This window comes from Pseudomonas sp. R3-18-08 (assembly GCF_003852065.1).
Taxonomy (GTDB): domain Bacteria; phylum Pseudomonadota; class Gammaproteobacteria; order Pseudomonadales; family Pseudomonadaceae; genus Aquipseudomonas.
This window is the reverse complement of the sequence record NZ_CP027729.1, coordinates 3,700,210-3,725,003: the sequence shown is the minus strand read 5'-3', so window position 1 is coordinate 3,725,003 and position 24,794 is coordinate 3,700,210. Positions and strand designations below refer to the sequence as shown.

At 62.1% G+C, this 24,794-nt stretch carries 26 protein-coding genes and 1 pseudogene; 20 read left to right on the top strand and 7 right to left on the bottom strand.

Annotated elements, in window-relative coordinates; genetic code table 11:
* Window positions 1–81: 81 nt before the first annotated feature.
* A complete protein-coding gene (locus C4J92_RS17010) occupies window positions 82–417 on the bottom strand; it encodes a hypothetical protein (protein ID WP_124404685.1) in 336 nt (111 codons plus the stop codon).
* A gap of 663 nt (window positions 418–1,080) precedes the next feature.
* On the opposite strand from C4J92_RS17010, the gene C4J92_RS17005 reads away from it, so the two are divergent.
* The 17 genes from C4J92_RS17005 (at window position 1,081) to C4J92_RS16925 (ending at window position 18,225) form a co-directional block, all read left to right on the top strand.
* Window positions 1,081–2,748 carry a GspE/PulE family protein gene (locus C4J92_RS17005; protein ID WP_124404684.1) on the top strand — a complete coding sequence of 556 codons (1,668 nt, stop codon included), beginning with the start codon at window positions 1,081–1,083 and terminating at the stop codon, window positions 2,746–2,748.
* Window positions 2,745–3,941: a type II secretion system inner membrane protein GspF gene (gene gspF, locus C4J92_RS17000; protein WP_124404683.1), complete on the top strand. Its 1,197-nt coding sequence runs from the start codon at window positions 2,745–2,747 to the stop codon at window positions 3,939–3,941. The genes C4J92_RS17005 and gspF overlap by 4 nt, the downstream gene beginning before the upstream one ends.
* Window positions 3,942–3,960: 19 nt before the next feature.
* A complete protein-coding gene (gene gspG, locus C4J92_RS16995; protein ID WP_124404682.1) occupies window positions 3,961–4,371 on the top strand; it encodes a type II secretion system major pseudopilin GspG in 411 nt (136 codons plus the stop codon).
* 7 nt (window positions 4,372–4,378) lie between these two features.
* A complete protein-coding gene (locus tag C4J92_RS16990; protein ID WP_124404681.1) occupies window positions 4,379–4,804 on the top strand; it encodes a GspH/FimT family pseudopilin in 426 nt (141 codons plus the stop codon).
* Complete coding sequence (locus C4J92_RS16985) at window positions 4,801–5,133, top strand: type II secretion system protein (RefSeq protein WP_124363481.1); 333 nt, start codon at window positions 4,801–4,803, stop codon at window positions 5,131–5,133. The genes C4J92_RS16990 and C4J92_RS16985 overlap by 4 nt, the downstream gene beginning before the upstream one ends.
* Complete coding sequence (locus tag C4J92_RS16980; protein ID WP_124367578.1) at window positions 5,130–5,738, top strand: prepilin-type N-terminal cleavage/methylation domain-containing protein; 609 nt, start codon at window positions 5,130–5,132, stop codon at window positions 5,736–5,738. The genes C4J92_RS16985 and C4J92_RS16980 overlap by 4 nt, the downstream gene beginning before the upstream one ends.
* A complete protein-coding gene (locus C4J92_RS16975; RefSeq protein ID WP_124404680.1) occupies window positions 5,735–6,436 on the top strand; it encodes a general secretion pathway protein GspK in 702 nt (233 codons plus the stop codon). The genes C4J92_RS16980 and C4J92_RS16975 overlap by 4 nt, the downstream gene beginning before the upstream one ends.
* Window positions 6,433–7,425 (top strand): type II secretion system protein GspL, encoded by a 993-nt coding sequence (locus C4J92_RS16970; protein WP_124404679.1) that lies wholly within the window; start codon window positions 6,433–6,435, stop codon window positions 7,423–7,425. Before C4J92_RS16975 ends, C4J92_RS16970 begins: the two co-directional genes overlap by 4 nt.
* Entirely contained in the window at window positions 7,400–8,002 is a 603-nt protein-coding gene (gene gspM / locus C4J92_RS16965; protein ID WP_124404678.1) for a type II secretion system protein GspM, read from the top strand. Before C4J92_RS16970 ends, gspM begins: the two co-directional genes overlap by 26 nt.
* The gene (locus C4J92_RS16960; protein ID WP_124404677.1) at window positions 7,999–8,499 is read left to right on the top strand and encodes a general secretion pathway protein GspN; all 501 of its coding nucleotides are present in this window, start codon (window positions 7,999–8,001) and stop codon (window positions 8,497–8,499) included. The genes gspM and C4J92_RS16960 overlap by 4 nt, the downstream gene beginning before the upstream one ends.
* Before the next feature lie 5 nt (window positions 8,500–8,504).
* Window positions 8,505–10,631, top strand: a complete 2,127-nt coding sequence (gene gspD / locus C4J92_RS16955) for a type II secretion system secretin GspD (protein WP_124405824.1) — start codon at window positions 8,505–8,507, stop codon at window positions 10,629–10,631.
* A 472-nt stretch (window positions 10,632–11,103) separates the two neighbouring features.
* On the top strand, window positions 11,104–13,497 hold the full coding sequence (locus C4J92_RS16950; protein WP_124404676.1) for a TonB-dependent siderophore receptor: 2,394 nt from the start codon (window positions 11,104–11,106) through the stop codon (window positions 13,495–13,497).
* Between the two features lie 19 nt (window positions 13,498–13,516).
* Complete coding sequence (locus C4J92_RS16945; RefSeq protein ID WP_124404675.1) at window positions 13,517–14,488, top strand: amino acid ABC transporter permease; 972 nt, start codon at window positions 13,517–13,519, stop codon at window positions 14,486–14,488.
* Window positions 14,481–15,254 (top strand): amino acid ABC transporter ATP-binding protein, encoded by a 774-nt coding sequence (locus tag C4J92_RS16940; protein ID WP_124404674.1) that lies wholly within the window; start codon window positions 14,481–14,483, stop codon window positions 15,252–15,254. Before C4J92_RS16945 ends, C4J92_RS16940 begins: the two co-directional genes overlap by 8 nt.
* Before the next feature lie 18 nt (window positions 15,255–15,272).
* On the top strand, window positions 15,273–16,196 hold the full coding sequence (locus C4J92_RS16935) for an ABC transporter substrate-binding protein (RefSeq protein ID WP_124404673.1): 924 nt from the start codon (window positions 15,273–15,275) through the stop codon (window positions 16,194–16,196).
* An 11-nt stretch (window positions 16,197–16,207) separates the two neighbouring features.
* Window positions 16,208–17,791 (top strand): FAD-dependent oxidoreductase, encoded by a 1,584-nt coding sequence (locus C4J92_RS16930; RefSeq protein WP_124404672.1) that lies wholly within the window; start codon window positions 16,208–16,210, stop codon window positions 17,789–17,791.
* An 11-nt stretch (window positions 17,792–17,802) separates the two neighbouring features.
* A complete protein-coding gene (locus tag C4J92_RS16925) occupies window positions 17,803–18,225 on the top strand; it encodes a RidA family protein (protein WP_124404671.1) in 423 nt (140 codons plus the stop codon).
* A 6-nt stretch (window positions 18,226–18,231) separates the two neighbouring features.
* On the opposite strand, the gene C4J92_RS16920 is transcribed toward C4J92_RS16925, so the two are convergent.
* Both C4J92_RS16920 and C4J92_RS16915 read right to left on the bottom strand, forming a co-directional pair.
* Window positions 18,232–18,804 carry an HD family hydrolase gene (locus tag C4J92_RS16920; protein ID WP_124404670.1) on the bottom strand — a complete coding sequence of 191 codons (573 nt, stop codon included), beginning with the start codon at window positions 18,802–18,804 and terminating at the stop codon, window positions 18,232–18,234.
* 85 nt (window positions 18,805–18,889) lie between these two features.
* Window positions 18,890–19,447 carry a helix-turn-helix domain-containing protein gene (locus C4J92_RS16915; protein WP_124404669.1) on the bottom strand — a complete coding sequence of 186 codons (558 nt, stop codon included), beginning with the start codon at window positions 19,445–19,447 and terminating at the stop codon, window positions 18,890–18,892.
* Window positions 19,448–19,762: 315 nt separating this feature from the next.
* Here C4J92_RS16915 and C4J92_RS16910 point away from each other — a divergent pair, with 315 nt between their 5' ends.
* Complete coding sequence (locus C4J92_RS16910; RefSeq protein WP_124404668.1) at window positions 19,763–20,053, top strand: hypothetical protein; 291 nt, start codon at window positions 19,763–19,765, stop codon at window positions 20,051–20,053.
* 203 nt (window positions 20,054–20,256) lie between these two features.
* On the opposite strand, the pseudogene C4J92_RS27245 reads toward C4J92_RS16910, so the two are convergent.
* The 4 genes and pseudogenes from C4J92_RS27245 to C4J92_RS16890 all read right to left on the bottom strand — a co-directional run.
* A pseudogene (locus tag C4J92_RS27245) lies at window positions 20,257–20,370 on the bottom strand (NAD synthetase); the annotation flags it as partial.
* 156 nt (window positions 20,371–20,526) lie between these two features.
* Window positions 20,527–21,357, bottom strand: a complete 831-nt coding sequence (locus C4J92_RS16900; protein WP_124404667.1) for a 5'-nucleotidase, lipoprotein e(P4) family — start codon at window positions 21,355–21,357, stop codon at window positions 20,527–20,529.
* Between the two features lie 39 nt (window positions 21,358–21,396).
* Entirely contained in the window at window positions 21,397–21,633 is a 237-nt protein-coding gene (locus C4J92_RS16895; protein ID WP_124363466.1) for a hypothetical protein, read from the bottom strand.
* Window positions 21,634–21,703: 70 nt separating this feature from the next.
* A complete protein-coding gene (locus C4J92_RS16890) occupies window positions 21,704–22,780 on the bottom strand; it encodes an aldo/keto reductase (protein ID WP_124371208.1) in 1,077 nt (358 codons plus the stop codon).
* 489 nt (window positions 22,781–23,269) lie between these two features.
* On the opposite strand from C4J92_RS16890, the gene C4J92_RS16885 reads away from it, so the two are divergent.
* Both C4J92_RS16885 and C4J92_RS16880 read left to right on the top strand, forming a co-directional pair.
* Window positions 23,270–24,241, top strand: coding sequence for a cysteine synthase family protein (locus tag C4J92_RS16885; RefSeq protein WP_124404666.1), 972 nt, complete (start codon window positions 23,270–23,272; stop codon window positions 24,239–24,241).
* Window positions 24,219–24,779 carry a phosphoribosyltransferase family protein gene (locus tag C4J92_RS16880; protein ID WP_124404665.1) on the top strand — a complete coding sequence of 187 codons (561 nt, stop codon included), beginning with the start codon at window positions 24,219–24,221 and terminating at the stop codon, window positions 24,777–24,779. The genes C4J92_RS16885 and C4J92_RS16880 overlap by 23 nt, the downstream gene beginning before the upstream one ends.
* Window positions 24,780–24,794 lie beyond the last annotated feature (15 nt).

The following is a 24,794-nucleotide window of genomic DNA, read 5'->3' as shown; positions in this document are numbered from 1 at the left end:
CCCGTACTGCGTTAATGAAACCGGCGTACGTGCGCGTCCGCCGGCTTCAAGGATGGGGTCTGGCTAAAGAACCCGTATGGATCAGGAAAGGCTGAATGTACCGATGTTGGTGCTGGTGAAAGGCGTCTCGGAACCGCTGTCGACGATGACGCCAGTGAACAGGATGCTGAACCCCGCGCCGACGTTTTGCAGCGTCACCTTGGCGCCCGCGCGCAGGATCACCGGTCCGGCAGGGGCGTCGGCGGAGAGAATTTGCGTTGAGGCAGTGTTATTGACTTGGGTAGCCCACAGCAGGTTGTTCTGGTAGTTGAACGTGACCTTGGTGGTTTCGTTGGGATCGCCGTTATACGTGGTCACGGAGTTGCAGTTGATGGTGAGGGGCGTGGTGACGGTATTTACCGAAGTGAAGGCGTTCATTTTGAATATCCTTTTCCAGTGTTGGTCATGATCCAGGGAGCTGAATCGAGTGAGAGTCTAGGCGTGCTTCTTCGCCTGTAAAGGCAGGGCGTAAACAGAATTTGGTGCATTTTTTCGCCAGTTTTGCGACGAGCGCGTGGCTTGCTTAACGTCCAACTGACTGTAATCAGATGGCTTTTTGCAATGGGGTAGGGTGTGGCTAAATGCCTCTAATAGCGTTTTATAAGCATCGTTAGGCCGAAATAGTCGTTCGATCAGCTCCCCGGGGCCCGCCCATGGGAAAAAGCGGTATTGGCTATGGAAGAGAGGGTAAAAATTCCCTCCCTGCGAAACACCTTCTCGCGTAGTGCCGGAGTAAAACGCTTGCCTGTTTTTCCTCGCCGGTTATTTAAGGGGAAGTGTGTGAATAATTAAGTCATATGGCTATGTGCAACTAGTGGCAATTGGCTGTTAACGCTCTAAATCAGTGCATTCAGCAATGTTTTGTATTTATATTTCCCTCGCACAGGAACTAGCGCTATAACTTCCAGTCGATACCCCCGGCTAACTCCCGGCAGGGCTATGGCGAACTAATGGCATTGTTCGGTAGTTCCAAATAGCCATACTTCTCGCCCTATCAGATATCATTTCATTATGTCGTCAGCCCCCATCAATGCCTGCCAGATGCCTGTCCCGCACACCGAGCAGGTGTGCGCATGGTTGATGGCGCATGCAGGGCTGAAGACCGTCGACCTGGACCGCGCCAGACGCTTATCCACCGAGGGTAGCGACCTGCTCGGTCTGCTCACGCGCCTGGGGTTGGTCAGCGAAATCGAACTGGCCCGCGCCTGGGCCGCCTTGCTCGATGCGCCGCTGGTGCACGCCGAGGCGGCGCCGCCGTTGCTCGACCCTATGCCCGCGCTGACCGAGCGCTTCATGCGCCACTACCAGCTGGTGCCCATCGGTTGGGCCGATGGCGGGTTGCGCGTACTCGCGGCCAACCCGGCCCAGCTGTATCCATTCCAGGCCCTGGCCTATGCCTGCCAGGTGCCGATCTGGCTGGCCATCGGCCCGCGCACGGAAGTCGACAGCCTGATCGAGCGTTACTACGGCCAGGGCCGATCCGCCATGGGCACGCTGGTGGAGAACCTGGGCGAGCAGGGCGGTGCGCTGGAAGATATCGAGCACCTCAAGGACATGGCCTCCGAAGCGCCAGTGATTCGCCTGGTCAACCTGATCCTGCAGCGCGCCGTGGAGCAGCGCGCCTCGGATATTCACATCGAACCCTTCGAACACCAGCTCAAGGTGCGCTACCGCATCGACGGCGTGCTGCACGACGCCGAGGCGCCGCCGGCCAGCTCCTCGGCGGCGGTGATTTCCCGGGTGAAGATCATGGCGCGCCTGGACATTGCCGAGCGCCGCCTGCCCCAGGACGGCCGCATCATGCTGCGCATCCAGGGCAAGGAACTGGATTTGCGCGTGTCCACGGTGCCCACCGCTTTCGGCGAATCGGTGGTGATGCGCTTGCTCGACCGGCAGACCGTGCAGTTCGATTTTCCCAGCCTGGGCTTCGATGGTCAGCGCCTGGCCACTTTTCTTGAACTGTTGGAACGGCCCCACGGCATTCTGCTGGTGACCGGGCCGACCGGTTCCGGCAAGACCACCACCCTCTACACCGCGTTGTCGCGCCTCAACACCCCTGAGCGCAAGATCATCAGCGTCGAAGACCCGGTCGAATACCAGCTCGAAGGCATCAACCAGATCCAGGTAAAACCGGCCATCGGCCTGGACTTTGCCGGTGTGCTGCGCTCCATCGTGCGTCAGGACCCGGACGTGATCATGATCGGCGAAATCCGTGACCTGGAAACCTGCCGCATCGCCATCCAGTCCGCGCTCACCGGCCATCTGGTGCTGTCCACTCTGCACACCAACAGCGCCGCCGCCAGCATCACGCGGCTGCTGGACATGGGCGTCGAAAGCTACCTGATCGCCTCGACCGTCAGCGGCATCCTCGCCCAGCGCCTGGTGCGCCGCCTGGACCCGGCCACCCGCGTGGCGTTCGAAGCGCCAGCCGCGTTGATCGAAGAACACGGCCTGGACCGTCTGACCGACCAGCGCCCGATCCTGCTCTACCACGGCGACTACCATGGCCGCAGCGCCCTCACCGAGTTGCTGGTGATGAACGATGAAGTGCGCGACCTGTTGATGCGCCACGCCGACGCCGCCACCCTTGAGCAGGCCGCTCGCCGCGCAGGCCTGCGCACCTTGTATGAAGAGGGCTTGCGCCAGGCGCTGGCCGGCGTCACGAGCCTGGAAGAAGTGCTGCGCGTCACCCGTGGGGAACCCGCGTGACGCTGTTCAAGTTTCGTGCGCTCGACAGCCAGGGTGTCGCCCACAACGGCACCCTGCAAGCCAAGGACCAGGCCGCTGCCGTCGCCGCATTGCACAAGCGCGGCCTGCTGCTGTTGCAGATCGAGACAGCGGGCCGGCCCCTGTTGAGCCCGGTGCGCGGGGCATTGAAAGGCGCGGGCCTGGTCAGCTTTACGCAACAACTGGCGACCTTGCTCGGCGCCGGCCAGCCCCTGGAACGCTGCCTCGGCCTGCTGCTCAAACAGCCCGGCTCGCCCCAGGTGCGCGGTTTGATCGAACGCATCCGCGACGAGGTCAAGGCCGGCAAACCGTTATCGGCCGCGCTGGAACAGGAGGGCGGCAGCTTCTCGCCGCTGTACCTGAGCATGGTGCGCGCCGGTGAGGCGGGCGGCGCGCTGGAGCGCACCCTGCGCCAGCTCAGCGACTACCTGGAGCGCAGCCAGCGCCTGCGTGGCGAGGTGATCAACGCGCTGATCTACCCAGCGTTCCTGGTGGTGGGCGTGTTGGGTTCGCTGGCGCTGTTGCTGGCGTACGTGGTGCCGCAATTCGTGCCGATTTTCCAGGACCTGGGCGTGCCGATCCCGCTGATCACCGAAGTGATCCTGGGGCTTGGCGAGTTTCTCGGCGCCTACGGGCTGCTGGTGCTGGCCGGATTGATTGCCCTGCTGTGGGCGGTGGTCATCGGCCTGCGCGACCCGCGCCGCCGCGAGCGCTGTGACCGCCGCGTGCTCGGCCTGCGCGTGCTCGGCCCGCTGCTGCAACGGGTCGAAGCGGCACGGCTGACGCGCACCCTGGGCACCTTGCTCAGCAATGGCGTGGCGCTGCTGCCGGCGCTGGTGATTGCCCGGCAGGTCTGCAGCAACCGAGCGCTGCAGGCGCAGGTGGCGATGGCCGCCGAATCGGTGAAAGCCGGTGGCAGCCTCGGCCAGGCGTTTGGCGGCCAACCCTTGCTGCCCGAACTGGCGCTGCAAATGATCGAGGTCGGTGAACAGGCCGGTGAACTGGACAGCATGCTGCTCAAGGTCGCCGATATTTTCGACGTCGAGGCCAAGCGCGGCATCGACCGATTGCTCGCCGCACTGGTGCCCACCCTGACCGTGGTGATGGCGGTGCTGGTGGCGGTGATCATGCTCGCGATCATGCTGCCGCTGATGAGCCTCACCAGCCATATATGAACCTCAAGGAGCTGTAACGATGAATGCCCGACGCCGCCAAAGCGGTTTTACCCTGCTGGAAATGCTCGCCGTGATCGTGCTGCTGGGCATTGTCGCGACCATCGTGGTACGCCAGGTCGGCGGCAATGTGGACAAGGGCAAGTACGGCGCGGGCAAGGCCCAACTCGCCGGCTTGAGCATGAAGATCGACAGCTACGCGCTGGACGTCGGCTCGCCGCCCACCAGCCTGCGACAACTGGTGGAGAAGCCCGCGACGGCTTCCGGTTGGGCCGGGCCCTACGCCAAGCCGTCGGAATTGAAAGACCCGTTCGGCCACGCGTTCGGCTATCGCTTTCCCGGTGAGCATGGCGCCTTTGACTTGATCTTCTACGGCCAGGACGGCCAACCTGGCGGCGAGGGCTACAGTGCCGACCTGGGCAATTGGGAATAACCGGCCCATGGCCCAGCGTGGATTTACCCTGCTGGAAATGCTGGTGGTGGTCCTGCTGATCAGCCTCGCTGCCGGCTTGCTCAGCGTCGGGCTGCGCCAGGGCCTGCAAGCGGCCAAGGAGCGTCGGGTGGTCGGGCAGATGGTCGAGGCGCTGCGCGCTACACGCGCCGGGGCGATTATCAGCGGCCAGGCGGCGCGTACCGAATTCGATCTGCCCAACCGTGCGTTCAGCGTGCCTGGCCGGCCACCGCTGCACTGGCCGCAAGCGCTGCAACTGAGCATGCACACCGCCGAGCAGGCCGGCTCGGCGGTTGAGTTCTACCCTGACGGCAGTTCCACCGGCGGCAACCTGTTGTTGGTCAGCGGCACCCGGCGCTGGCGTATCGACATCGGCTGGCTGACCGGCAGCGTGCAGTCCAAGGCGTTGCCATGAAGCGCCAGGCCGGTTTCACCCTGCTCGAAATGCTCGCCGCCCTGACCCTGCTGGCGGTGTGCAGCAGCGTGTTGCTGGTCGCCTTCGGCCAGAGCGCGCGTTCCCTGGCGCAGGTGGCGCGCAGTGATCGGCTGGCCCATGCGGCGCTCACGGTGCTTGATCAGGAAACCGCCGGCCGCCTCGACAGCGGTGTGCGCCAGGGCGAACTGGATGGCATCCACTGGCAACTGACCCTCAGCCGCCAGCAGCCGCAGCTGTATCGCCTCGACCTGACCGTCAGCGAAGGCCCGCACCAGGCGCATTTCAGTACCTTGAAGGCGCGCCTGTGAAGCGCCGCGAGCAGGGCTTCACCTTGCTGGAAATTCTCGTGGTACTCAGCTTGCTCGCGGTGCTGCTGGTGCTGGTCGGCGGCGCCTTGCTGGGCGCCAATCGTGCGGTGACCAAGGCCCAGCGCTACACCGTCAGCCTGGACGAAATGCGTGCCGCCCAGCAGTTCCTGCGCACCGCCATCAGCGAGGCGCTGCCCCTGGATGTGACGGAAGACGACAGCCAGGCCGAGGGCTTTTTCAGCGGCACGGCCGAGCGCCTGCAGTTTGTGTCGACCTTACCCGGTGTGCTCGGCGGCGGCATCCAGCGCTTTACCCTGCAGCGGGTCGATCAGGCGCTGCAGGTGCAGTTCGCGCAGCTGGAATCCCACATCAATCCCGCCCGTGTTGAACCGCAGGTGCTGCTCAACCACGTCGAGCAGCTGCAGTTCAGCTACCGCGGCCTGTCGCCCCTGGGCCAGCCGACCGGCTGGGTCGCTGACTGGCCCTGGCCGAGGCGCTTGCCGTATGCGGTGCGCATCGTGGCCAACGTCAACGGGCCGGTGCCGTGGGTCACCCAAGTGATCGCGCTGCGCCTGAACCTGTCCAGTGGGAGCCTGGAAGAATGAAGCGCCAGCGCGGTGCGGCGTTGCTGCTGGTGCTCTGGGTGCTGGCATTGCTCAGCGTGTTGCTCGGCGGCCTGGCCGGTTGGGTGCAGTTGCAAAACCGCCAGGCCCTGTGGCTCAAACAGCACACCCAGACGCAATTGGCGGCCCAGGCCGGCATCGCCATGGTCATGGCGCAGCCGCACTGGGTGGCCGATGGGCGCGCTATGGCGCTGGGCTTTGACGGTGCGCGGCTGCAGGTCAGCCTGCGCAGCGAGCGCGGCAAGTTGTACCTGATCAACGCCTCGGCCGATGACCTCACGCGCCTGGCCCTGGCCTGCGGCGCCACGCCGGTCCAGGCGCAGCAATGGGTCAAGGCACTCGAGGCCCGGCGTACACAAGGCCTGGCGCCGTTTCGGGTGCTCGAAGAAGTGCGCCAGCTGCCGGGCATGACCCAGGCGCTCTACAGCCAATTGCTGCCCGAAATCACCTTGTGGAGCGACCTGGATCGACCCGATCCGGCGTTCGCCAGCCCCTTGATGCGCAAGGCGCTCAACCTGCCAAGCCGCAACGCCGAGGGCGCCGACCCCGGCCAAGTCGTGGAAATCGACAGCCGCGCCGAGCGCCCCGGCGGTTACCAGGCGCGCGTGCGCATTACCGTTTCACTGAGCCCAGCGGAGGACAGCGCACAGCCCTATCGGGTGCTGCGGTGGCAAGAATGAATCGACTCGAACCTATCGCCCGCCATTGGCGCGGCAGCCTGGCCCAACAGGCCTGGCGCCTGTGGCTCACCGAGTTGCGCGGCTGTGTGCCGGGCTGGCTGGCACTCAAGGAGCCGCCGGAGCGCATCCATCACTGGCCGCTGAGCGCGCCGCTCGAACTGGGCCAAGCGCGCCAAGTGCTGATGCTCGGCCCTGACGACGTGCTGCGGCAAACCGTGCACCTGCCCCTGGCCGCGGCGCGCAACCTGGCCAATGTGGTGGGGTATGAACTGGACCGCTACACACCGTTCGATGCCGAGCAGTTGTACTTCGTCGTGCGCCAGGAACAGCGCACCGCTACGCACCTTGAGGTGACGCTGGTAGCGATCCTGCGCGAACGCCTGGACCAGATTCTCGCCGACTGCGCCACCCTGGGCCTGCGGCCTCATCGGGTGGATGTGGCAGGCATGGGCATCGACCTGTTGCCCGCTGGCCTGCGCCCGCGTCAACGCGCACAGGGCTTAGGCTTGCAACGCAGCCTGCCGTGGCTGTGCGGCGCCTTGCTGATCGCGGCGATGCTGTTGTGGCTCAACGACCGCCAGCGCGTCCTCGATGCCATGCAGCACAGCGTCCAGCAACAAAAAGCCCAGGTGGCCCAGGTGCATGCCCTGCGCCAGCAACTGCTCAATACCCAGGGCGCGGCGCAGTACCTCACGCGGCGCAAACTGGCGCAGCCGCCCTTGGCCGGGCTGCTGAATGACTTGACCCGCTGCCTGCCGGCCGACACCTGGCTCGAGCAATTGGACGTCAAGGACGGTGAGATTTCCATCGCCGGCCAAAGCGCCAAGGCCAGCGGCCTGATCACCCGGATCAAAGGCTGCCAGCGTTTGGAAAACGCCCAGTTCGAAGGGGTGATTCAACCCGATGCGCGCACCGGCAAGGATCAGTTTGCCTTGCGTGCCCACTTGCGCCAGGAGGCTGCCGATGCGCCGACCCCTCACACCCCGTGAACGTCGCGGGGCCGCCTTGCTGGTGCTGGCCGCTGTGCTGGGCGCGGCCTACTGGCTGTTGATCGACAGCTGGTTCGCCGGGCCGCTGCGCAGCATGGGCGCCCACGCCGAACAGCTTCGCGAACAGCAGCAACGCTATGCCAGCCTGTTGCGCCAGGGCGATGCGCTGCGCCAGCAGCTTGAGCAGGCGCGGCAGGATCCGGCCAGCAGCGCCAGCCTGTTGCCCGGGGATGACCCCGACGTGGTCGCCGCCGACCTGATGCAGCGCCTCGCCGACCTGATCGCCAGCCAGGCCGGCCGTGGCGGCGGTTGCAGCCTGACCCAGCGCAAGCCCATCACCGCCGGGCAAGACGCTGGCGAGCCGTATCGCCAGGTCAAGGTCAGCCTGACCCTTGAGTGCGCCATCGAACCGTTGACCGCGATCCTGCATGCGCTGGAGTATCAGCCGCCGTATCTGTTCGTCGATGAGCTGCGCATCCGTCGCAGTCGCGAAGCACCCGCACGGGGCGGGGCGGGCAAGTTGGTGGTCAACCTGCTGGTGCGTGGCTACTTGCAACCGGCGCGGGTGGCACCATGAACGGCACACTGCGCCCCTTGGAGTGGGGCTTGCTCGGCCTGGCCGGGTTATTGGGGCTGTTGATGGCGGTGATCCTCAGCAGCATCGGCGATGAACCGCAGTGGTTGCCCGAGGAGCCTGCGCCGGCGCAGCCCGCCGTCAACCTGCAGGCGCCGCCCACGGTGGCCCTGGCCGACCTTGCCGGCACTTGGCAGGCGCCGCTGTTCAGCCCGGATCGCAGCCCTGACCGCGTGGCGGGCAAAGCGCGGGTCACCAACCTGTCCAACCTGAGCCTCAGCGGCATCATGATCACCGGCAACCTGCAAATGGCCATGCTTAAACAAGCCGACGGCCCACCCCTGACGGTGCGCCTGGGCCAAAGCCTGCCCAACGGCTGGCGCCTGGAACACCTCACCCCGCAATCGGCCCGCTTCGCCCTGGACGGACGCACCCAGACCCTGAGCCTATACGGCAAGCGGTTGCCCTCGATTTCTCCTTCTCGCGAGCCCCTCCCTTGATTGATATGCGCACCCCGTTGTTTTGCCTGGCCACCACCGTCGCCCTCGGCGGCTGCGGTGCGTTGCCCGACCGCCTCGACCCGGATAAAGAATTGCTCCACGAAGCCCTGCAGGGCACCGGTTCGCAACGCCCGCCCAGCGAAGCGCCGGCGCTGCCAAACCCACCGCCCGAGGCGCAGTCACCCGCGCCGCGCCAGTTGATTCGCGGCAACCAGCAGTTCCTGCGCGCGCCTGCATCAACGCCTGCGGTGAAGGAGGCGGGCGGCGACATCGTGTTCAACTTTCAGGACCAGCCCATCGAAGCGGTGATCAACAGCGTAATGGGCGACCTGCTGCACGAAAACTACAGCATCGCTCAGGGCGTGAAGGGCACTGTCAGCTTCTCCACCTCCAGGCCGGTGGACAAGCAGCAGGCGCTGTCGATCCTCGAAACCCTGTTGTCCTGGACCGATAACGCCATGATCCGCCAGGGCAACCGCTATGTGATCCTGCCGGCCAATCAGGCGGTGGCCGGCAAGCTGGTGCCGCAGATGCGCGTCACGCAGCCCGCCAGCGGCCTCTCGGCACGCCTGTTTTCGCTGCGCTATATCTCCGCCACCGAGATGCAGAAACTGCTTAAGCCCTTCGCCCGGGAGAACGCCTTCCTGTTGGTGGACCCAGCGCGCAATGTGCTGAGCCTGGCCGGCACCCCGGAAGAACTGGCCAACTACCAGGACACCATCGACACCTTCGATGTGGACTGGCTCAAGGGCATGTCGGTGGGCGTGTTCGGTCTGCAACGTGCCTCGGTGGCCGAGCTGATGCCCGAGCTGCAAGCCATGTTCGGCGCCGACAGCGGCACGCCCCTGGCAGGCATGCTGCGGTTCTTGCCGGTGGAGCGCACCAACTCGGTGGTGGCGATTTCTTCCCAGCCCCAGTACCTCAGCGAAGTGGGCGACTGGATTCGCACCATCGACGAGGGCGGCGGCAATGAGCCGCAGATGTACGTGTACGACGTGCGCAACATGAAGGCTGCGGACCTGGCCAGATACCTGCGGCAGATCTACGGCAATGGCGCGATCAAGGACGACACCCCGGCCAAGGTCGCGCCGGGGTTGCGCACCACCACGCTGTCCTCGTCCACCAGCGCAGGGCTGCAGGCCAACACCCCCGCGCCCGCCGCCGAGGAACCTACGCAGGAGAGCAGCGAGGACACCCCGGCGGCGCCCATCAGCGACCTCGAAACCGGCACCCGTATCACCGCACAAAAAAGCAGCAACCAACTGCTGGTGCGCACGCGTCCGGCGCAATGGAAAGAAATCGAAGCGGCGATCAAGCGCCTCGACAACCCACCGCTGCAAGTGCAGATCGAGACGCGCATTCTCGAAGTCAAACTGACCGGCGAACTCGACCTTGGCGTGCAGTGGTACCTCGGCCGCCTGGCCGGCAACTCCACCAGCACCACGGTGGCCAACGCCTCCGGTAGCCAAGGCGCATTGGGCGGTGGCGGGGCAGGGCTGGGGGCGGCGGATTCGTTGTTCTATTCCTTCGTCAGCTCCAACCTGCAAGTGGCATTGCACGCCCTGGAAACCAACGGCCGCACCCAAGTGCTGTCGGCGCCGTCGCTGGTGGTGATGAACAACCAGCCGGCGCAGATTCAGGTGGGTGACAACATTCCCATCAGCCAGACCACCGTCAACACAGGTGACGCCGATACCACCTTGAGCAGCGTCGAATACGTGCAGACCGGCGTGATCCTCGACGTGGTGCCGCGCATCAATCCGGGCGGCCTGGTGTACATGGATATCCAGCAGCAGGTCAGCGATGCACAGAGCGCGGGCAGCGACAGTGAAACGCCGGTCAATCCACGGATTTCCACGCGCTCGGTGTCGACCCAGGTCGCCGTGCAAAGCGGGCAGACGGTGTTGTTGGGTGGGCTGATCAAGCAGGACAACGCCGAGAGCGTCAGCGCCGTGCCGTACCTGGGCAAGATTCCCGGCCTGCGCTGGTTGTTTGGCAACACCAGCAAATCCAAGGACCGCACCGAGTTGATCGTGCTGATTACCCCAAGGGTGATTACCAGCAGCAGCCAGGCGCGGCAGGTGACGGATGATTACCGCCAGCAGATGCAGCTGTTGCGGCCTGTTCGGTGAACTTGGCTGCACAGAGTAAAAGTGTGGGAGGGGGCTTGCCCCCGATAGCGGTGGGTCAGCTGTGGATGCAGTGACTGACACTCAGCTATCGGGGGCAAGCCCCCTCCCACATTTGGATCTCCATGTGGCTAAAGTATTATTTATATGAATAAAGATATTTGTATATAATGAAATTAACAAATATTAGCTTATGCCCAAATAGCATTATATTTTTGAAATTCATTCCGTTATGTTTGGACTCAACAGCCTACCCCAGACCCCGGATGGTACCCAGCGTGATTCAGATTCTGCGCACCTGACCGGGTAATCCCCGGCAGCAGAATCGTTGGAACGGAGTTCAACGTATGTTGCCCCTTCAAGCCCCTCGCTCGCCCCACACCTAATTCAAACCGCACCCACACCTTGAACACCGGCCATGCCGCGTCTGGCGCGTGCCTGCCCGACCCTGCGATTTGAAAAACCGGGATCAGCGATGAAGCATGTTCTACCCCCCACCGCAGCCTTGACCTTGTCCTTGCTGGCCGCCGCGGCCCAGGCCCAGGGCGACAGCACCCTGTCCACCGTGGTCGTCACCGGTAACCGTGGCGCCGAGCAACGCACGGTCACCAGCAGCCCGGTGCCTATCGATGTGGTCAGCGCCAAACAACTGCAAAGCACCGGTAAACCCGGTTTGATGGAAGCGCTCAGTGCGCTGATTCCATCGCTGACGCTACCGGAAAAAACCGGCTGGGACGCCAGCGGCATTGCCCGCGCGCCCAACTTGCGTGGCTTGAGCGCCGCCGAGGTGCTGGTACTGGTCAATGGCAAGCGGCGCCATACCAGCGCCACCCTGAACATCAACGGCATCAACACCGGCGCCGCACCGGCCGACCTGGACCTGATCCCCATCAGCGCCATCGACCATGTGGAAGTGCTGCGCGACGGCGCCGCCGCCCAGTACGGTTCCGACGCTATCGCCGGGGTGATCAATGTGATCCTCAAGGCCGACACCAGCGGCACCTCGGTGACCAACGCCGGCCTTGGCTATGACGGCAAGAAGCAGACCGTGCAGCAAAGCCTCAACAAAGGCTTTGAAATCGGCGACGGCGGCATCGTGCAACTGGCCCTGGATGCGCGCAGCCAGAATGACGACAACAAGGCCAGCGCCAACGGCTACAGCTATGAACAAGCCTACGGCCTGGCCGGCAAGTCCACCTACGGCGGCTACGGCACGCCCAAGACCAACCTGCTGACCCTGGGCTACAACGCCGAACTGCCGATCGACGACAGCCTGAGCCTGTACTCCTTCACCACTTACTCACGGCGCAAGGCCGAGCAGGGTCAGAACTTTCGCCTGCCGACCATCACCAACACCATCACCACCGGGCCCAACGGTTATCCGGCCGGCTACACGCCCACCTGGTACATCGACGAAGACGATTTCCAGGCCGCCTTCGGCGGCAAAGGCATCGTGGGCGAGTGGGACTGGGACCTGTCCACCACCTACGGGCGCAACGAAGCGGAGCAGGGCACCACCCATAACCAGAACCCGTCCCTGGGCGAGGCCACGCCGAACAGCTTCACCTCCGGCACCTGGATTTCCACCGAGCTGACCACCAACCTGGACTTCAAGCGCGGCTTCGATATCGGCCTGCAAAAGCCGCTGGACCTGTCCTATGGCCTCGAGCATCGGCGCGATACCTATGAGGTGCAGGCCGGTGACTACGCGTCCTATGCCAACGGCGGCTACTGCGTGGCACCGGGCAATTGCGCGTCGTCCGGGGCCCAGGTCACCAATGGCATTTCCCCGGACGAAGAAAGCACCGCCTCGCGCAACAGCGTCGCCGGTTACGTGGATGCGGGCTTCAACCCGCTGCCGGACTGGTACGTGGGCACCGCCGTGCGCTATGAGCATTACAACCAGGGCGTGGGCGCTACTCGCAGCGGCAAACTGACCACGCGTTATGACTTCACGCCGCAATTCGCGGTGCGTGCCACGGTGAGCAATGGCTTCCGTGCGCCGTCCCTGGCCAACAGCCTGTTCAGTGCACGCTCGACCACCTATGGCGTGGTCGACGGGGTATACCAGTCGATCAACTACGGCGTATTGCCAGTCGGTTCGGCGGCGGCCAAGGCGTTGGGCGCCGAGGACCTCAAGCCCGAACGCTCCACCAACTTCAGCCTCGGTTTCACCCTCACCCCCACCGACCGCCTGAGCTTCACCGCCGATGCCTACGTGATCAACCTGCGCGACCGCATCACCCTCACCGGCACCTTGCTCGGGCCGGAAGTCACCCAGGTGTTGCAGAACAACGGCGTCAACTCCACCTCCGGCGGCCAGTACTTCATCAACGGTGCCGACACCCGCACCAAGGGCCTGGACCTGGTCAGCAGCTACAACCACGACCTGGGCGCGTTCGGTGCCGTGAAGTGGACGGCCGCGTTCAACTGGAACCAGACCAAGATCCTCAATTACAAAGAGTCGACCACTATCCTCGGCACCTCCTACGAGCTGATGGACCGCGAGGCGCGCAACCTGATCACCGACGTGCAACCCAACACCAAGCTGATCCTCGGCGGTGACTGGAGCATCGGGCGCGTGAACCTCAACCTGGCCCTGACGCGCTACGGCGCCTACAAGGAAGTCAACGCATCGGCCAATCGCGACCTGGACCGCGTCTACAGCGCCAAATGGATCACCGACCTCGACCTTGGCTACAACCTCACCAAAGACCTCAACCTGGCCATCGGCGCCAAGAACCTCTTCGACATTTACCCCAAGAAACAAGGCGTGCCGAGCAGCACCATGCTCGCCAGCTACGGCACCTATTCGCCCTATGGTTTTACCGGCGGGTACTACTACACCCGGCTGACTTATGCCTTCTGAGACCTGCGAGGAATAGAACATGCCCATTGTCGCCAAACCCTACGACCTGATCGATGAGGTCAACCATTACCCGATCCGCACGCGCCGCGCCTCCACGCCGATCAAGGCCCTGCAGGTGGTGCCGGCCCGGCATCCGTGGCGCTGGGCCGGGTCGATCTTTGCCGCGCTGGTGCTGCTCGCCATCATGCACTCCCTGGCGACCAACCCGCGTTGGGAGTGGGGCGTGTTCGGCCAGTGGTTCTTCTCGCCGTCGGTGCTGCGCGGCCTGGGGCAGACCCTGTTGCTGACACTGCTGAGCACGCTGTTCAGCGTCATTCTCGGCACCGCGCTGGCCCTGGCGCGGTTGTCGGGCTCGCCGCTGCTGGCGGCGTTGGCCTGGGGTTATATCTGGTTCTTCCGCTCGATGCCGGCGCTGCTGGTGCTGATCATCCTCTACAACTTTGCCTACCTGTACGACCACATCGTGATCGGCGTGCCGTTCACCGAGCAGGTGTTCGCGCAATGGTCCACCGTGGATGTGCTCAGCCAGTTCACCGTGGCGGTGCTGGGCTTGAGCCTGATGCAGGCGGCGTACGCGGCGGAGATCATCCGCGGCGGCCTGATCGGAGTGGATGCCGGCCAGCATGAAGCGGCGGCGGCATTGGGGCTGCCGGCCTCGCGGCGGATTTTCCGGATCATTTTGCCCCAGGCCTTGCGCTCGATTCTGCCGTCGGGTTTCAACGAGATCATCGGCCTGGTCAAGGGCACGTCCATTGTCTACGTGCTGGCCCTGCCGGAGCTGTTCTACACCGTGCAGGTCATCTACAACCGCACCCAGGCGGTGATCCCGCTGCTGATCGTGGCGACGGTGTGGTACCTGATCATCACCACGGTGCTGACCAGCGCCCAATATTACGTCGAGCGCCATTTCGCCCGTGGCACCGCGCGCGTGCTGCCGCCGACACCGCTGCAACGCCTGCGCTTTTGGCTCAAGGAGAAATCCCATGGCTGAAGCACGCGCAGGACGCATCCAGATCCAAGGCGTAGGCAAGCGGTTCGGCAACCAGCAGGTGCTCGATAACATCGACCTGACGATCGATCCGGGCAAAGTCACAGTGATCCTCGGGCCGTCCGGCTCGGGCAAATCCACCTTGCTGCGCACCATCAATCACCTGGAAAAGATCGACAGCGGGCATATCACCATCGACGGTGAGTACGTCGGCTATCGGCGCAAGGGTGACCTGCTCTACGAGCTCAAGGAGCGCGAAATTCTCAAGCGGCGCATCGACGTGGGCTTCGTGTTCCAGAACTTCAACCTGTTCCCGCACCTCACCGCCTGGGAAAACGTTGCCGAAGCGCCGTTGGCCCACAAGCGCTGGAGCAGGGCCGAAGCCCAGGGCAAAGCCGCCGAACTGCTGACCAAGGTCGGCCTGGCGGACAAGCTCGAGGCCTACCCGCGCCAGCTCTCCGGCGGCCAGCAACAGCGCGTCGCCATTGCGCGTGCCCTGGCGCTGGACCCCAAGGTGTTGTTGTTCGACGAACCCACCTCGGCCCTCGACCCGGAACTGGTGGGCGAAGTGCTCGACGTGATCAAGGGCCTGACCCGATTGGGCGTGACCCTGGTGATCGTCACCCACGAAATCGGCTTTGCCCGCGAGGTGGCCGACCATGTGGTGTTTCTCTGCGACGGCCAGTTGATCGAAGAAGGCCCGCCCGAACAGATCTTGCGCCAACCCCGACATCCCCGCACCCAGGCCTTTCTCGGCAAGGTGCTTTAGTTCAAGGAGTGACTGCCCATGTTTAACCATCCCCTGCGCGTGGCCGTGCTGGCGCTTGCCATTGGCACCGCACAACACGCGTTCGCTGTGCAGCAGGTCGACCTCAGCCCCGACCGCCCGCGCATTCATGCGCCACGTAACGAGGCGGCCATCGCGCAAATCCCGCCGGGCTTCAAGTTCGCCCAGGCGGGCAAGTTCACCGTGGCCGTGTCCGGTGTGGCGGGGCCGCCATTGGCGCTGCTGGCCAGCGATGACAAGACCACCATCGGCAGTGAAGCCGACACCGCGCAGTTGGTCGCCGACAGCCTCGGCCTGCAACTGAACGTGGTGCAGACCAGCTGGGAGGACTGGCCCCTGGGCGTCAGTTCGGGTAAGTACGACGCGGTGATCAGCAACGTCACCGTGACCGAGGCGCGCAAGAAGCGCTTTGACTTCGCCACCTATCGACAGGACGTGCTCGGGTTTTACGTGAAGAGCACCAGCCCGATCAGCGAGATCAAACAGGCCGCCGACATTGCCGGGCTGAAGATCATCGTCGGCTCCGGGACCAATCAGGAAAAAGTCTTGCTGGCGTGGAACGAGGCCAATGAAAAGGCCGGCCTCAAGCCTGCGCTGTTGCAGTACTTCGACGACCAGGCCGCCGCGCAGCTGGCGGTGCAGTCGGGGCGCAGCGATGCGTTGTTCGGGCCCAACTCGGTGTACGCCTATTCGGCGGCAATCACCGGCGGTATCAAGCGCGTCGGCACCGTCAACGGCGGCTGGCCGTTGCAGGCGGATATCGCCGTGACCACGCGCAAGGACAACGGCCTGGTCAAGCCGATCCACACCGCCCTGGAAGGTGCGATTGCCGGAGGGCAATACGCGCAGGTGCTGCAGCGCTGGGGGCTGGATGTGGAGCGCGTCGATGCATCGTTGATCAACCCACCGGGCCTACCGGATTAGGAGTCGCGAACATGACACTGACACGACGTGAAGCGCTGTCCAGCATTGCTGCAGTCGGCGGCGAAAAGGCGGTCAAGGATGCGCTGGCCGCATTGGGCCTGGGACCGTCTTCACACCGGCGCCCGCAACCGCTGAAACTCAGGGACGGCCTGGGGCAGGGCACCCGCGTGCTGGTGCTGGGCGCCGGGATTGCCGGGCTGGTCGCCGCGCTGGAACTGAGCCGGGCCGGGTTCACCGTGCAGGTGCTGGAGGCGCGCGACCGCGTGGGTGGGCGCACTTGGACCCTGCGCAACGGCGACCGCGTGGACTACAAGGATGGCCGCTCGCAAACCGTGGCGTTCGATCCGGGCCAGTATTTCAACGCCGGCCCTGCGCGTATCCCCAGCCAGCATCGCACGATCCTCGACTATTGCAGCGAGTTGGGCGTGCACCTGGAAGTGCTGGTCAACAGCAGCCATGGCGCCCAGGTGCGGCCCGACCTGCAGCAACCGGCGTTCACCGTCGGCCAGGCGGTCAACGATGCTCGCGGGCATCTGTCCGGCTTGCTCGCCAAGGCGGTGCAGCGTGATGCGCTTGACGATGTCTTGACCCTTGATGAACGCACGCGACTGCTCGCGTTCCTGCAGGTGTATGGCGACCTTTCCCAAGCGCTGGCGTACGAGGGCAGCTTGCGTTCCGGCCACCTGGAATCGCCTGCGCACCCCGGCGCACTGCCGGCCAGCGCGCGGCCGCTCGACCTTGAACGCCTGCTGCATCCAGAGCTGTGGGGCGCGCTGCTGCACACCGAATTCCCGGAGTTTTCGGCAACCATGTTCCAGCCGGTGGGCGGTATGGACCGGATCACCGAGGCGTTCTACCGGCGCCTGCGCGAGCAGGTGCAGCTGGGCGCACAGGTACGGCAGATTCGCCAGTTGGAAGACGGCGTCGCGGTGACCTATCACGACCAGCGCAGCGGCCGTGAACAGGTGGTGCGCGCCGATTACCTGGTGTCCACCTTGCCGCTGCCGTTGCTGGCCAAACTTGACACCGACTTCAGCGACCCGATCAAGGCGGCCTTGCTCAGCACCCGCAGCGACCAGGCAACCAAAGTGGCATGGCAATCGCCGCGCTTCTGGGAAACCGATTACCGCACTTATGGCGGCCTGTCCTGGGTCGAACACCCGGCGCGCCTGCTGTGGTACCCGAGCAACGACCTCAATACCCGCGAAGGCGTGCTGGTGGCCGGTTACGTCACCGGGGAGGGCGCCGACGTGTTCGGCGCGCAGCCGTTCGACGCGCAATACGCCACCTCCCGGCACGCCGTGGAACTGCTGCACCCCGGTTATTCCAGGCACCTGCGCCATCCGTTGGCGGTGTCCTGGGAGCAGATCCCCTACAGCGAAGGCCCGTGGCTGCAACGCGAACACTTCCCGGCCGATGCCAGCGCGCTGCTGGAACAGGCCCACGGCCGCGTGTACTTCGCCGGCGACGGCCTGGTGCAAAGCGGCGTGGGCATCTGGCAGGAATCGGCGGCCAATTCGGCGCGGCATGTGGTTGCGCAACTGGCCGAGCGCGTCACCCAACAACGACAGATCGCGGCCGTGGCCGCCTCTTGAGGAGCAACACCATGAGCGACAGTATCCAACGCACCAGCGTCGGCGATTTCCCCATCTCGCAAACCGTGACCGTACCGGCCTCGGCCAGCCTGATCTTCGTCAGCGGCATCTTGCCGGACCTGGCCGACCCGAACGTCCCCGGGGTTTACGGCAACACTGAAGTGCAGACGGTTTCGGTGTTCAACAAACTGCGCAAAATCCTTCAGCAGCAGGACCTGGACCTGGGCGATATCGTGCAGTTGCGGGTGTTTCTGGTCGGCGCTGCGCAAATCGACGGCAAGCTGGATTTCGCCGGGCTGCAGCGTGGTTACACGCAGTTCTTCGGCACCCCCGAACAACCGAACAAACCGGCGCGCACCGCGTTGCAGGTGGTGGCGCTGCCCCTGCCGGGGGCGTTGGTGGAAGTGGAGGCGGTGGCGGCCAGGGCCGGGTGATGTCAGTCACTGCGCGGCGTCGAGGCGTTCCTGGGTAGCGCGGTCGATCAGCGCACGCAGCGCCTCGAATAAGGGCTCGGCATCCGTATGTTTCTTGCCGTATGCCAGGTTGAAAGCGTAATTGAAATCCGGCGGGTTGAGGCCCTGGGTGTGCTGCAGCAGGGTCTCCAGCTTGTCCATCGCCTTGACGGCTTTGGCTTCCGGCGACAGTGCGTTCTCGTAGTCATCCCACAACGTCAGGATCTGGCTTTTCAGGGGCCCATCCAGGGCTTGGGTCAACTGCAGCAGGTCGCGCCGCTCCTGCTCGCCCTTGTTGGGAAACGCCGCCTGGCTGACTGCTGGAATGTCGCCGTTAATGGCTTCGCCCAAGTCATGGATCACGCACATCTTGAGGATTTTAAGCAGGTCCAGGCCGGGCAATTGATCGGCGAACACCATTGCCATCAGGCACAGGCGCCAAGTGTGTTCGGCGGTACTTTCCGTGCGTCCCGAAGCGGTGTGGGCGCTTCTGAGCACGTCCTTGAGTTTCTCGGCTTCGCGCAGAAAGTCGAGGCGGCCTTTGATTGTTTCCATGTCCATGATGCTGCCCCGCAAGGTCGGTTATGCAGGTAAGCCTAGGTGCGGGAGCGCAGATCGTCCACGCATAAAGTATGCGCGGTGGGCTTCAGAGTGTTTCGACCAGACGTGCTGCGCTGCCATCGCTCAGGGTCATACGTGTCCAGCGACACAGGCTAGGGCGTATGGGCACGAGGTGGGAATCATTGCTTCCCGTGGTGAACTCAAGGGCCGGTGGTGCCTGGCTTTCGCGCCAGCCGGTGTGCTCCAGGCTGGCTTCGATCAGCTGGATTTGCGGCGTTGCGAAGCGCCACAGCGACTGGCCAATAAGGTCGGCAAGCGGGCTGCCGAATTGGCGTGCGCGGGAGGGCGAGCACGCGAGCAAGCGGTGAGTCAGGTCGCACACCAGGTGCATGGCTTGCGAGCTCTCACTGACCAGCCGGGCCAATGCCTGATCGGCGGCTGCATCAAGCCGGGCTGCCAACAACTGCTCAAGCTGCTGGTGCCCAGCCGGATCCATCGCTTGCACGCCACTTTCCCAGCGCGAAATAGTCGATTGCGTGACGTTGAACAACTGTGCCGCATGGCTTTGCTTGATGCGATGCAGCAAACGCCATCGCCGCAGCGCAACGCCGGGCAAGGCAGGCTTGAGCAAGGAATGAGGCATCTGTGGTTCCTGAAATCGGTGGTGGGGATGATGAGTGTGATGAGTAGGGGGCGGTTGTGCAAATTGAGAGAACCAGGTCCCGATCTCGTTTTGCCGTCTTGTGATTACGTCGCCGGTTCAGGAACAATGCGCCCCACGTCACTCCTGACGCACATGAGGATAAGGAGCCAGCATGCCCGTTGATATGTGTTTGAAGCTGAGCGACATCAAGGTTAAATCACGGGCTACGTTCACCGTGATGAAATTGATGCCACTCAGTGGCAAAACCTTCAGCCCATCCAGGCAAAATGTGTCCTGGATTTTTGGAGAAGCTCTATGAACCGTTCAGACAGTCGATCGTTCTGGTGCATCACAGCGGTTCTGATCGTTGTTGTAGGGCTTTTAGGCTATCAAATAGTTGATGGTTTAATTCGCGGTGTGATTGTGGCTTTCAGCCGCGTAGGGCCTTCGACCACTTACACGCTTTTGGAGCAACCAAAGCAGTATTGGATGACCTTGGGCTGGCTCGCTATTGTTGAAGCTTTTCTGATTGCTATGACGCTTGGTGTTGCATGGATCTCCAGCGCACTATCAAAAAATGAAAAAGCTAAGGGAGCTTGTCGCTAAGACCTCCGGGAGCCTTGAGCGTCCAGGTCACTCACATCAAGGCAGCTGCGCAGTGTTACCGAAGTTGTTTATTGGATGACTTCCTCGTAGATACCACTTGCCAGTGTCTTTACTTCCCAGACACTGCGCTACCGGTAAGACCTAACGCTGCGGCTGGCGACTCTCGTATAGGGTTGGCGGTAGCCAGTTGCATATTTGTGGCGCCCAATCAGCGCCGGGTCGCTGTCGATGGCAAAGAACAACCGACGTAGGTCGATACTGCGTTCGATCCGTTGGCGGGTTGAAGGGAATCCATCCTTGAACAGACTGGCCGTCATTCCTTAACTCTTGTTTGTGGGAGTCGAAAGGGTAGAGATGCGTTGGCGCAAATTAATGTCGGATGTTTCGCCACCTACAGACAGGCGCTTCCCAATCTCGCTTTGCCGTCTTGTGAGTACGCCGATGGTTCAGGAATTTGAACTGACCACCTATTCCTACAACTGCAACGCCTGCTGTTTAAACCTGCGCTTTTGCTCGAATGGCAATGTCTCATTATCCCCATACGGCGCGCTGTACCAGTTGCCGTAAGTCGGATTGGGCAGCAGAAACCAGCGCTGCCCCAGCCAGTTCATATAGGGTTCGACGGCCTTGCGCTGGGCCGCCAGGGTGTTGTGCTCGGCCTGTACGAAATCCCCCAGGGAATCGCCGGCCATCAGCAGCACGCGCGCGTGGCTGGCGACCCATTGGCGGCGGCAGGTCTTGCCGTAGCCGGCGCTTTCGCAATGGCCGATGGGGGTGCTGGCGGCCAGGATCTGTTCGTCGCGCTCGATCGGAAAACCACGCAAGCGCAGGTTTCTCGCTGTGGCCGCGACCTGGCTGTGTTCGCGGTTGGTGAGGTAATAGACCTCGATGCCTTTTTGCCGGGCCGCCTGCAGGAACGCCACCGACCCGGGCAGCGCCTGGGCCTTGGCTTGATCGACCCAGGTGTTCCAGCGGTCATAGGAATAGACCTGGTTATGGATAATGTCACGGGCATTGAGCGGCAGGTTGTCCAGCAGGGTTTCGTCGATATCGACCACCACGGCCGGGGGCAATCCTTTCAAATCCCGGGCAGGCAAGGGCAGGGCGTCCCAGGTGGGATCGGCCAGGGCTGTATCGAGTTGGCGGGTCGCGTTGGCGAACAGCTGGCGGTAGATCAACTCGTGCTCGATGGAGGTTTGTGTCCAGAGCACGGCGTCGAGCTGGTCGTTGGCCGGTGGGGTTTGCTGGCAGCCGGTGAGGGCAATGGATAAAAGGCAGGCGCTGGCGAAAATCAGGTTGCGCATTGAAAGGCTCTCAGCGGTGGGTAGGCTCAATCATAAGCGCTACCCATCGGCCTTGCGATCAATCCAATGGGTCTTGATGCCCTTGGCCCAGGCCACCGTATAGAAACAACTGAGCAGCACGATGCCCCATTGCTCGGCATTGATCGACGACCAGAACCAGAACGGCTGGCCGGCCATGCCGAACAGGCAGGCGTAGCGGCGTACGTGCAGGCGTTTGCTTTGGCTGAACCAGATAGCGACGACGCCGAGGGCGGCGATCATGATTTGCGCGATCAAAGCGATCTCCTTGATCAAGGTGAGAGGGCACAGGCCCCTCCCACCTGTTGGACGGCTGTGTCGCCGAAGGTTATTTGTCCTTGCGCGCATCCATGGTTTTTTGATGCTCGGCAAGGAACGGCTGCTCCGCCGGATCGAAGCGATCGATCCCTGCGGTAAACCGGTGCCAGTACGGATACAGCGGCTGGCGACGCGTCACGGCCTCGATGCGTGAGGATTGCTCCTCGGTCAGCTTCAGCTCGGTGGCGGCAAGGTTGTCGCGCAGATGCGCCTCGGTACGGGCGCCGACGATCAGCGAGGTGATCCCCGGGCGATCCTTGAGCCATGCCAGGCAAGTGCGCGCCACCGAGACCCCGTGTTCATCGCCCACGGCAGCCAGGGTTTCGATGATGTCCAGCGCGCGTTCCTGGTCGTGCACGTAGGGTTCCGGCCAGTCGCTGCCCTGGCGGGTATTGGCCGGGGGTTTATGCCCGCGCCGGGTCGAGCCGGTCAGCAGGCCTTCACCCATCGGCCCCCACACCAGCGTCCCGACCTGCTGGTCCAATGCCAGCGGCAGCAGCTCGTACTCGGCCTCGCGGGATTCGGGGGTGTAATAGATCTGCTGGGTGATCGGCTTGAGCATGCCATGCAACTCGGCCTTGCCCAGGGTTTTCATCATCTGCCAGGCGGTGAAGTTGCTGGTGCCGAAGTAGCGGATCTTGCCCGAACCGACCAATAGGCGCAGCGCCTCGAGCGTCTCTTCGATGGGCGTCAGGCCGTCCCAGTTGTGCAGTTGGTACAAGTCGATATGGTCGGTGCCCAGGCGCTTCAAGCTGGCTTCACAGGCGCGAATCAAGTGATAGCGCGATGAGCCGGAATTGTTCGGGTTCTGGTCCACCGGGCTGCGGCCCTTGGTTGCCAGCAGGATGTCGTTGCGCTTGTCGCCCAGGGCCTTACCGACCACTTCCTCGGCCAGGCCATGGGAGTAAAGGTCGGCGGTGTCGATCATGTTCACCCCGGCATCGAACGCGATATCGAACATACGCCTGGCCTGGGGCACGTCCACCGCACCGCATTTCTCGAACTCGGCGCGACCGCCAAACGGCACGGTGCCCAGAATGATTTCCGAGACCAGCAGGCCGGAATGACCCAGTTGTCGGTATTGCATGTTGCCTCCTACTTTACGTTGCACGTGAAGGTGTGAACGATGAGGGTGGCGATAGTTTGAATTTTTTCATGAAAACTTCGCGCCACAGGTTGTTGGTGAGGCAATCAGGAATCCCAACGCCTCCCCGGCATGAGGACTGGCGCGGTTCGACTCGTGATTGTTTTTTGCGGCAGCGTCAGTGTTGGGCACGGTAGGGGTAGTGCTGTTGATGTACCGGCGGTGGTTCTCGGGCAGTCATCGGATTTTGCAGGAGCGGTTTGAGGAATGCGCTTGTAAGTTAAAAGTACTGTAGGAAAGTTCCTTGGTGTGTATTAATAATTAATCCCAAACGTAGTTTTTTGGCGTACTGGCGGAAAGTTCTTACATATATTTCTTCGGGCGAATAGATGGGTGTTTTACCTGTGCCTACCTATCCGTTTTGCTAGCTATTATTTCTTCAAATGATTTGCTAGCGTTTGAGGCTACCGCAACGTGTTCAGGGGTTTGGAGATGGAGCTGAAAGATATTGGCAACACGCCGCTAGTCGAACTGGCGTCGCTTTCCCAAAATGGGAATAGGGTCTTTTCCAAATGCGAGTTTCTGAACCCTTCCGGAAGCCATAAGGATCGAACGTATTTAAATATTGTAAGCCGGCTGGAAGAGGCTCGACTTATTACGCCGGGTATGACGCTGGTTGACTGCTCTACTGGAAATGGAGGCGCTGCACTGGCTTGGATCGGCAGAGTGAAAGGCTATAAGGTAAAGATATTTATGTCTGAGGGTATGACTGAGGAGCGAAAAACGCAAATACGCTCTTATAATGCTGAAATAGTGGAAACTCCAAAAGAATTGTTTTTGTCGGGTTCAGTGTTCCACGCGAAAAAATACTTGTCGGAAAACTCGTCTGAGAATAGCTATTATCTGGATCAGTCGAATTGTTTGCTGAATAAAGACGGTTGGAGGATATGTGGCAGTGAAATAGTTAGGCAGTTGGGTGTGCACAAGATCGTGCCCGATCTTTTTGTATGTTCAATCGGCACAGGGGGCACATTCTCTGGTATTGCTGAGGTATTAAAGCAAGCGTACGGCGAAATTAAAACGATAGCGTTGGAAGTTAGTAGTTCGGCGCCTTTGTTCTCGCAGAGAAATAAGCTGCCGTTCAATCATCGTCCCCACAATTTAATGGGGTTGGGCGCGGGGGTAATGTCGCCTAATACCAATCCCGATTTAGTTGATGAGGTAAGACTGATTGATGGCTCTGACGCGTGGTCTCGGATGAAACACTTCATTAGGACAGAAAAGATCCCCATCGGACCAACCTGTGGCGCTAATCTGTTGATGTGTGATGAGCTGGTTCGAACGCTCAAAAACAAGACCATAGTTACCGTGTTTTTTGATAGTTCGTGGAAGTATGCGAGCCGTTGGGATGGGCTTTATCCTGAGTACAGTGAGGTGAACCATGTTGCTGGAAGAGATTTATAGAAAAGCCAACGTCGTATGGTCAGGTAAATCACTCACCACCGTGAATGAGTTTACTGATCAGATACCTGCATTGCGACCAGAAGTTCTAATGGAGGTTGCTCATAAAGTAATCAAGGTAATGAGTCATGATGTTTCGAAAATTGTCACAGAGGAGGATAAGGGTGTGGCATTGGCAACCACCGTCTCTCTGTTAACAGGCATTCCCTTAGCCGTAGCGAGGTGGTATTCCTATAGTCTTGATGGTTTCAATGAGCAGGTAGTTGCTATTGAGTCGGAATACTTTCACGGGCAGCTCTATCTTAATGGAGTTGAGGCAGGTGATCGAGTCATCATTATTGATGACACATTAAGTTCTGGTGGTGCGGTCATTGCATTGGTCGAAGCTGTAAAAGCAGCTGGGGGTGAGTTGGTAGATATCGTATGCGCCGTAGAGAAGGTTGGAAACGGTGGGGCTGATAATGTAAGGAGAACGACGGGGCTTGCCGTTAAAACAATTATGAAAGTGGCGGTTAGCGAGAATGGGGTGAGCATTGAATGAAAACCATCGAGCGCG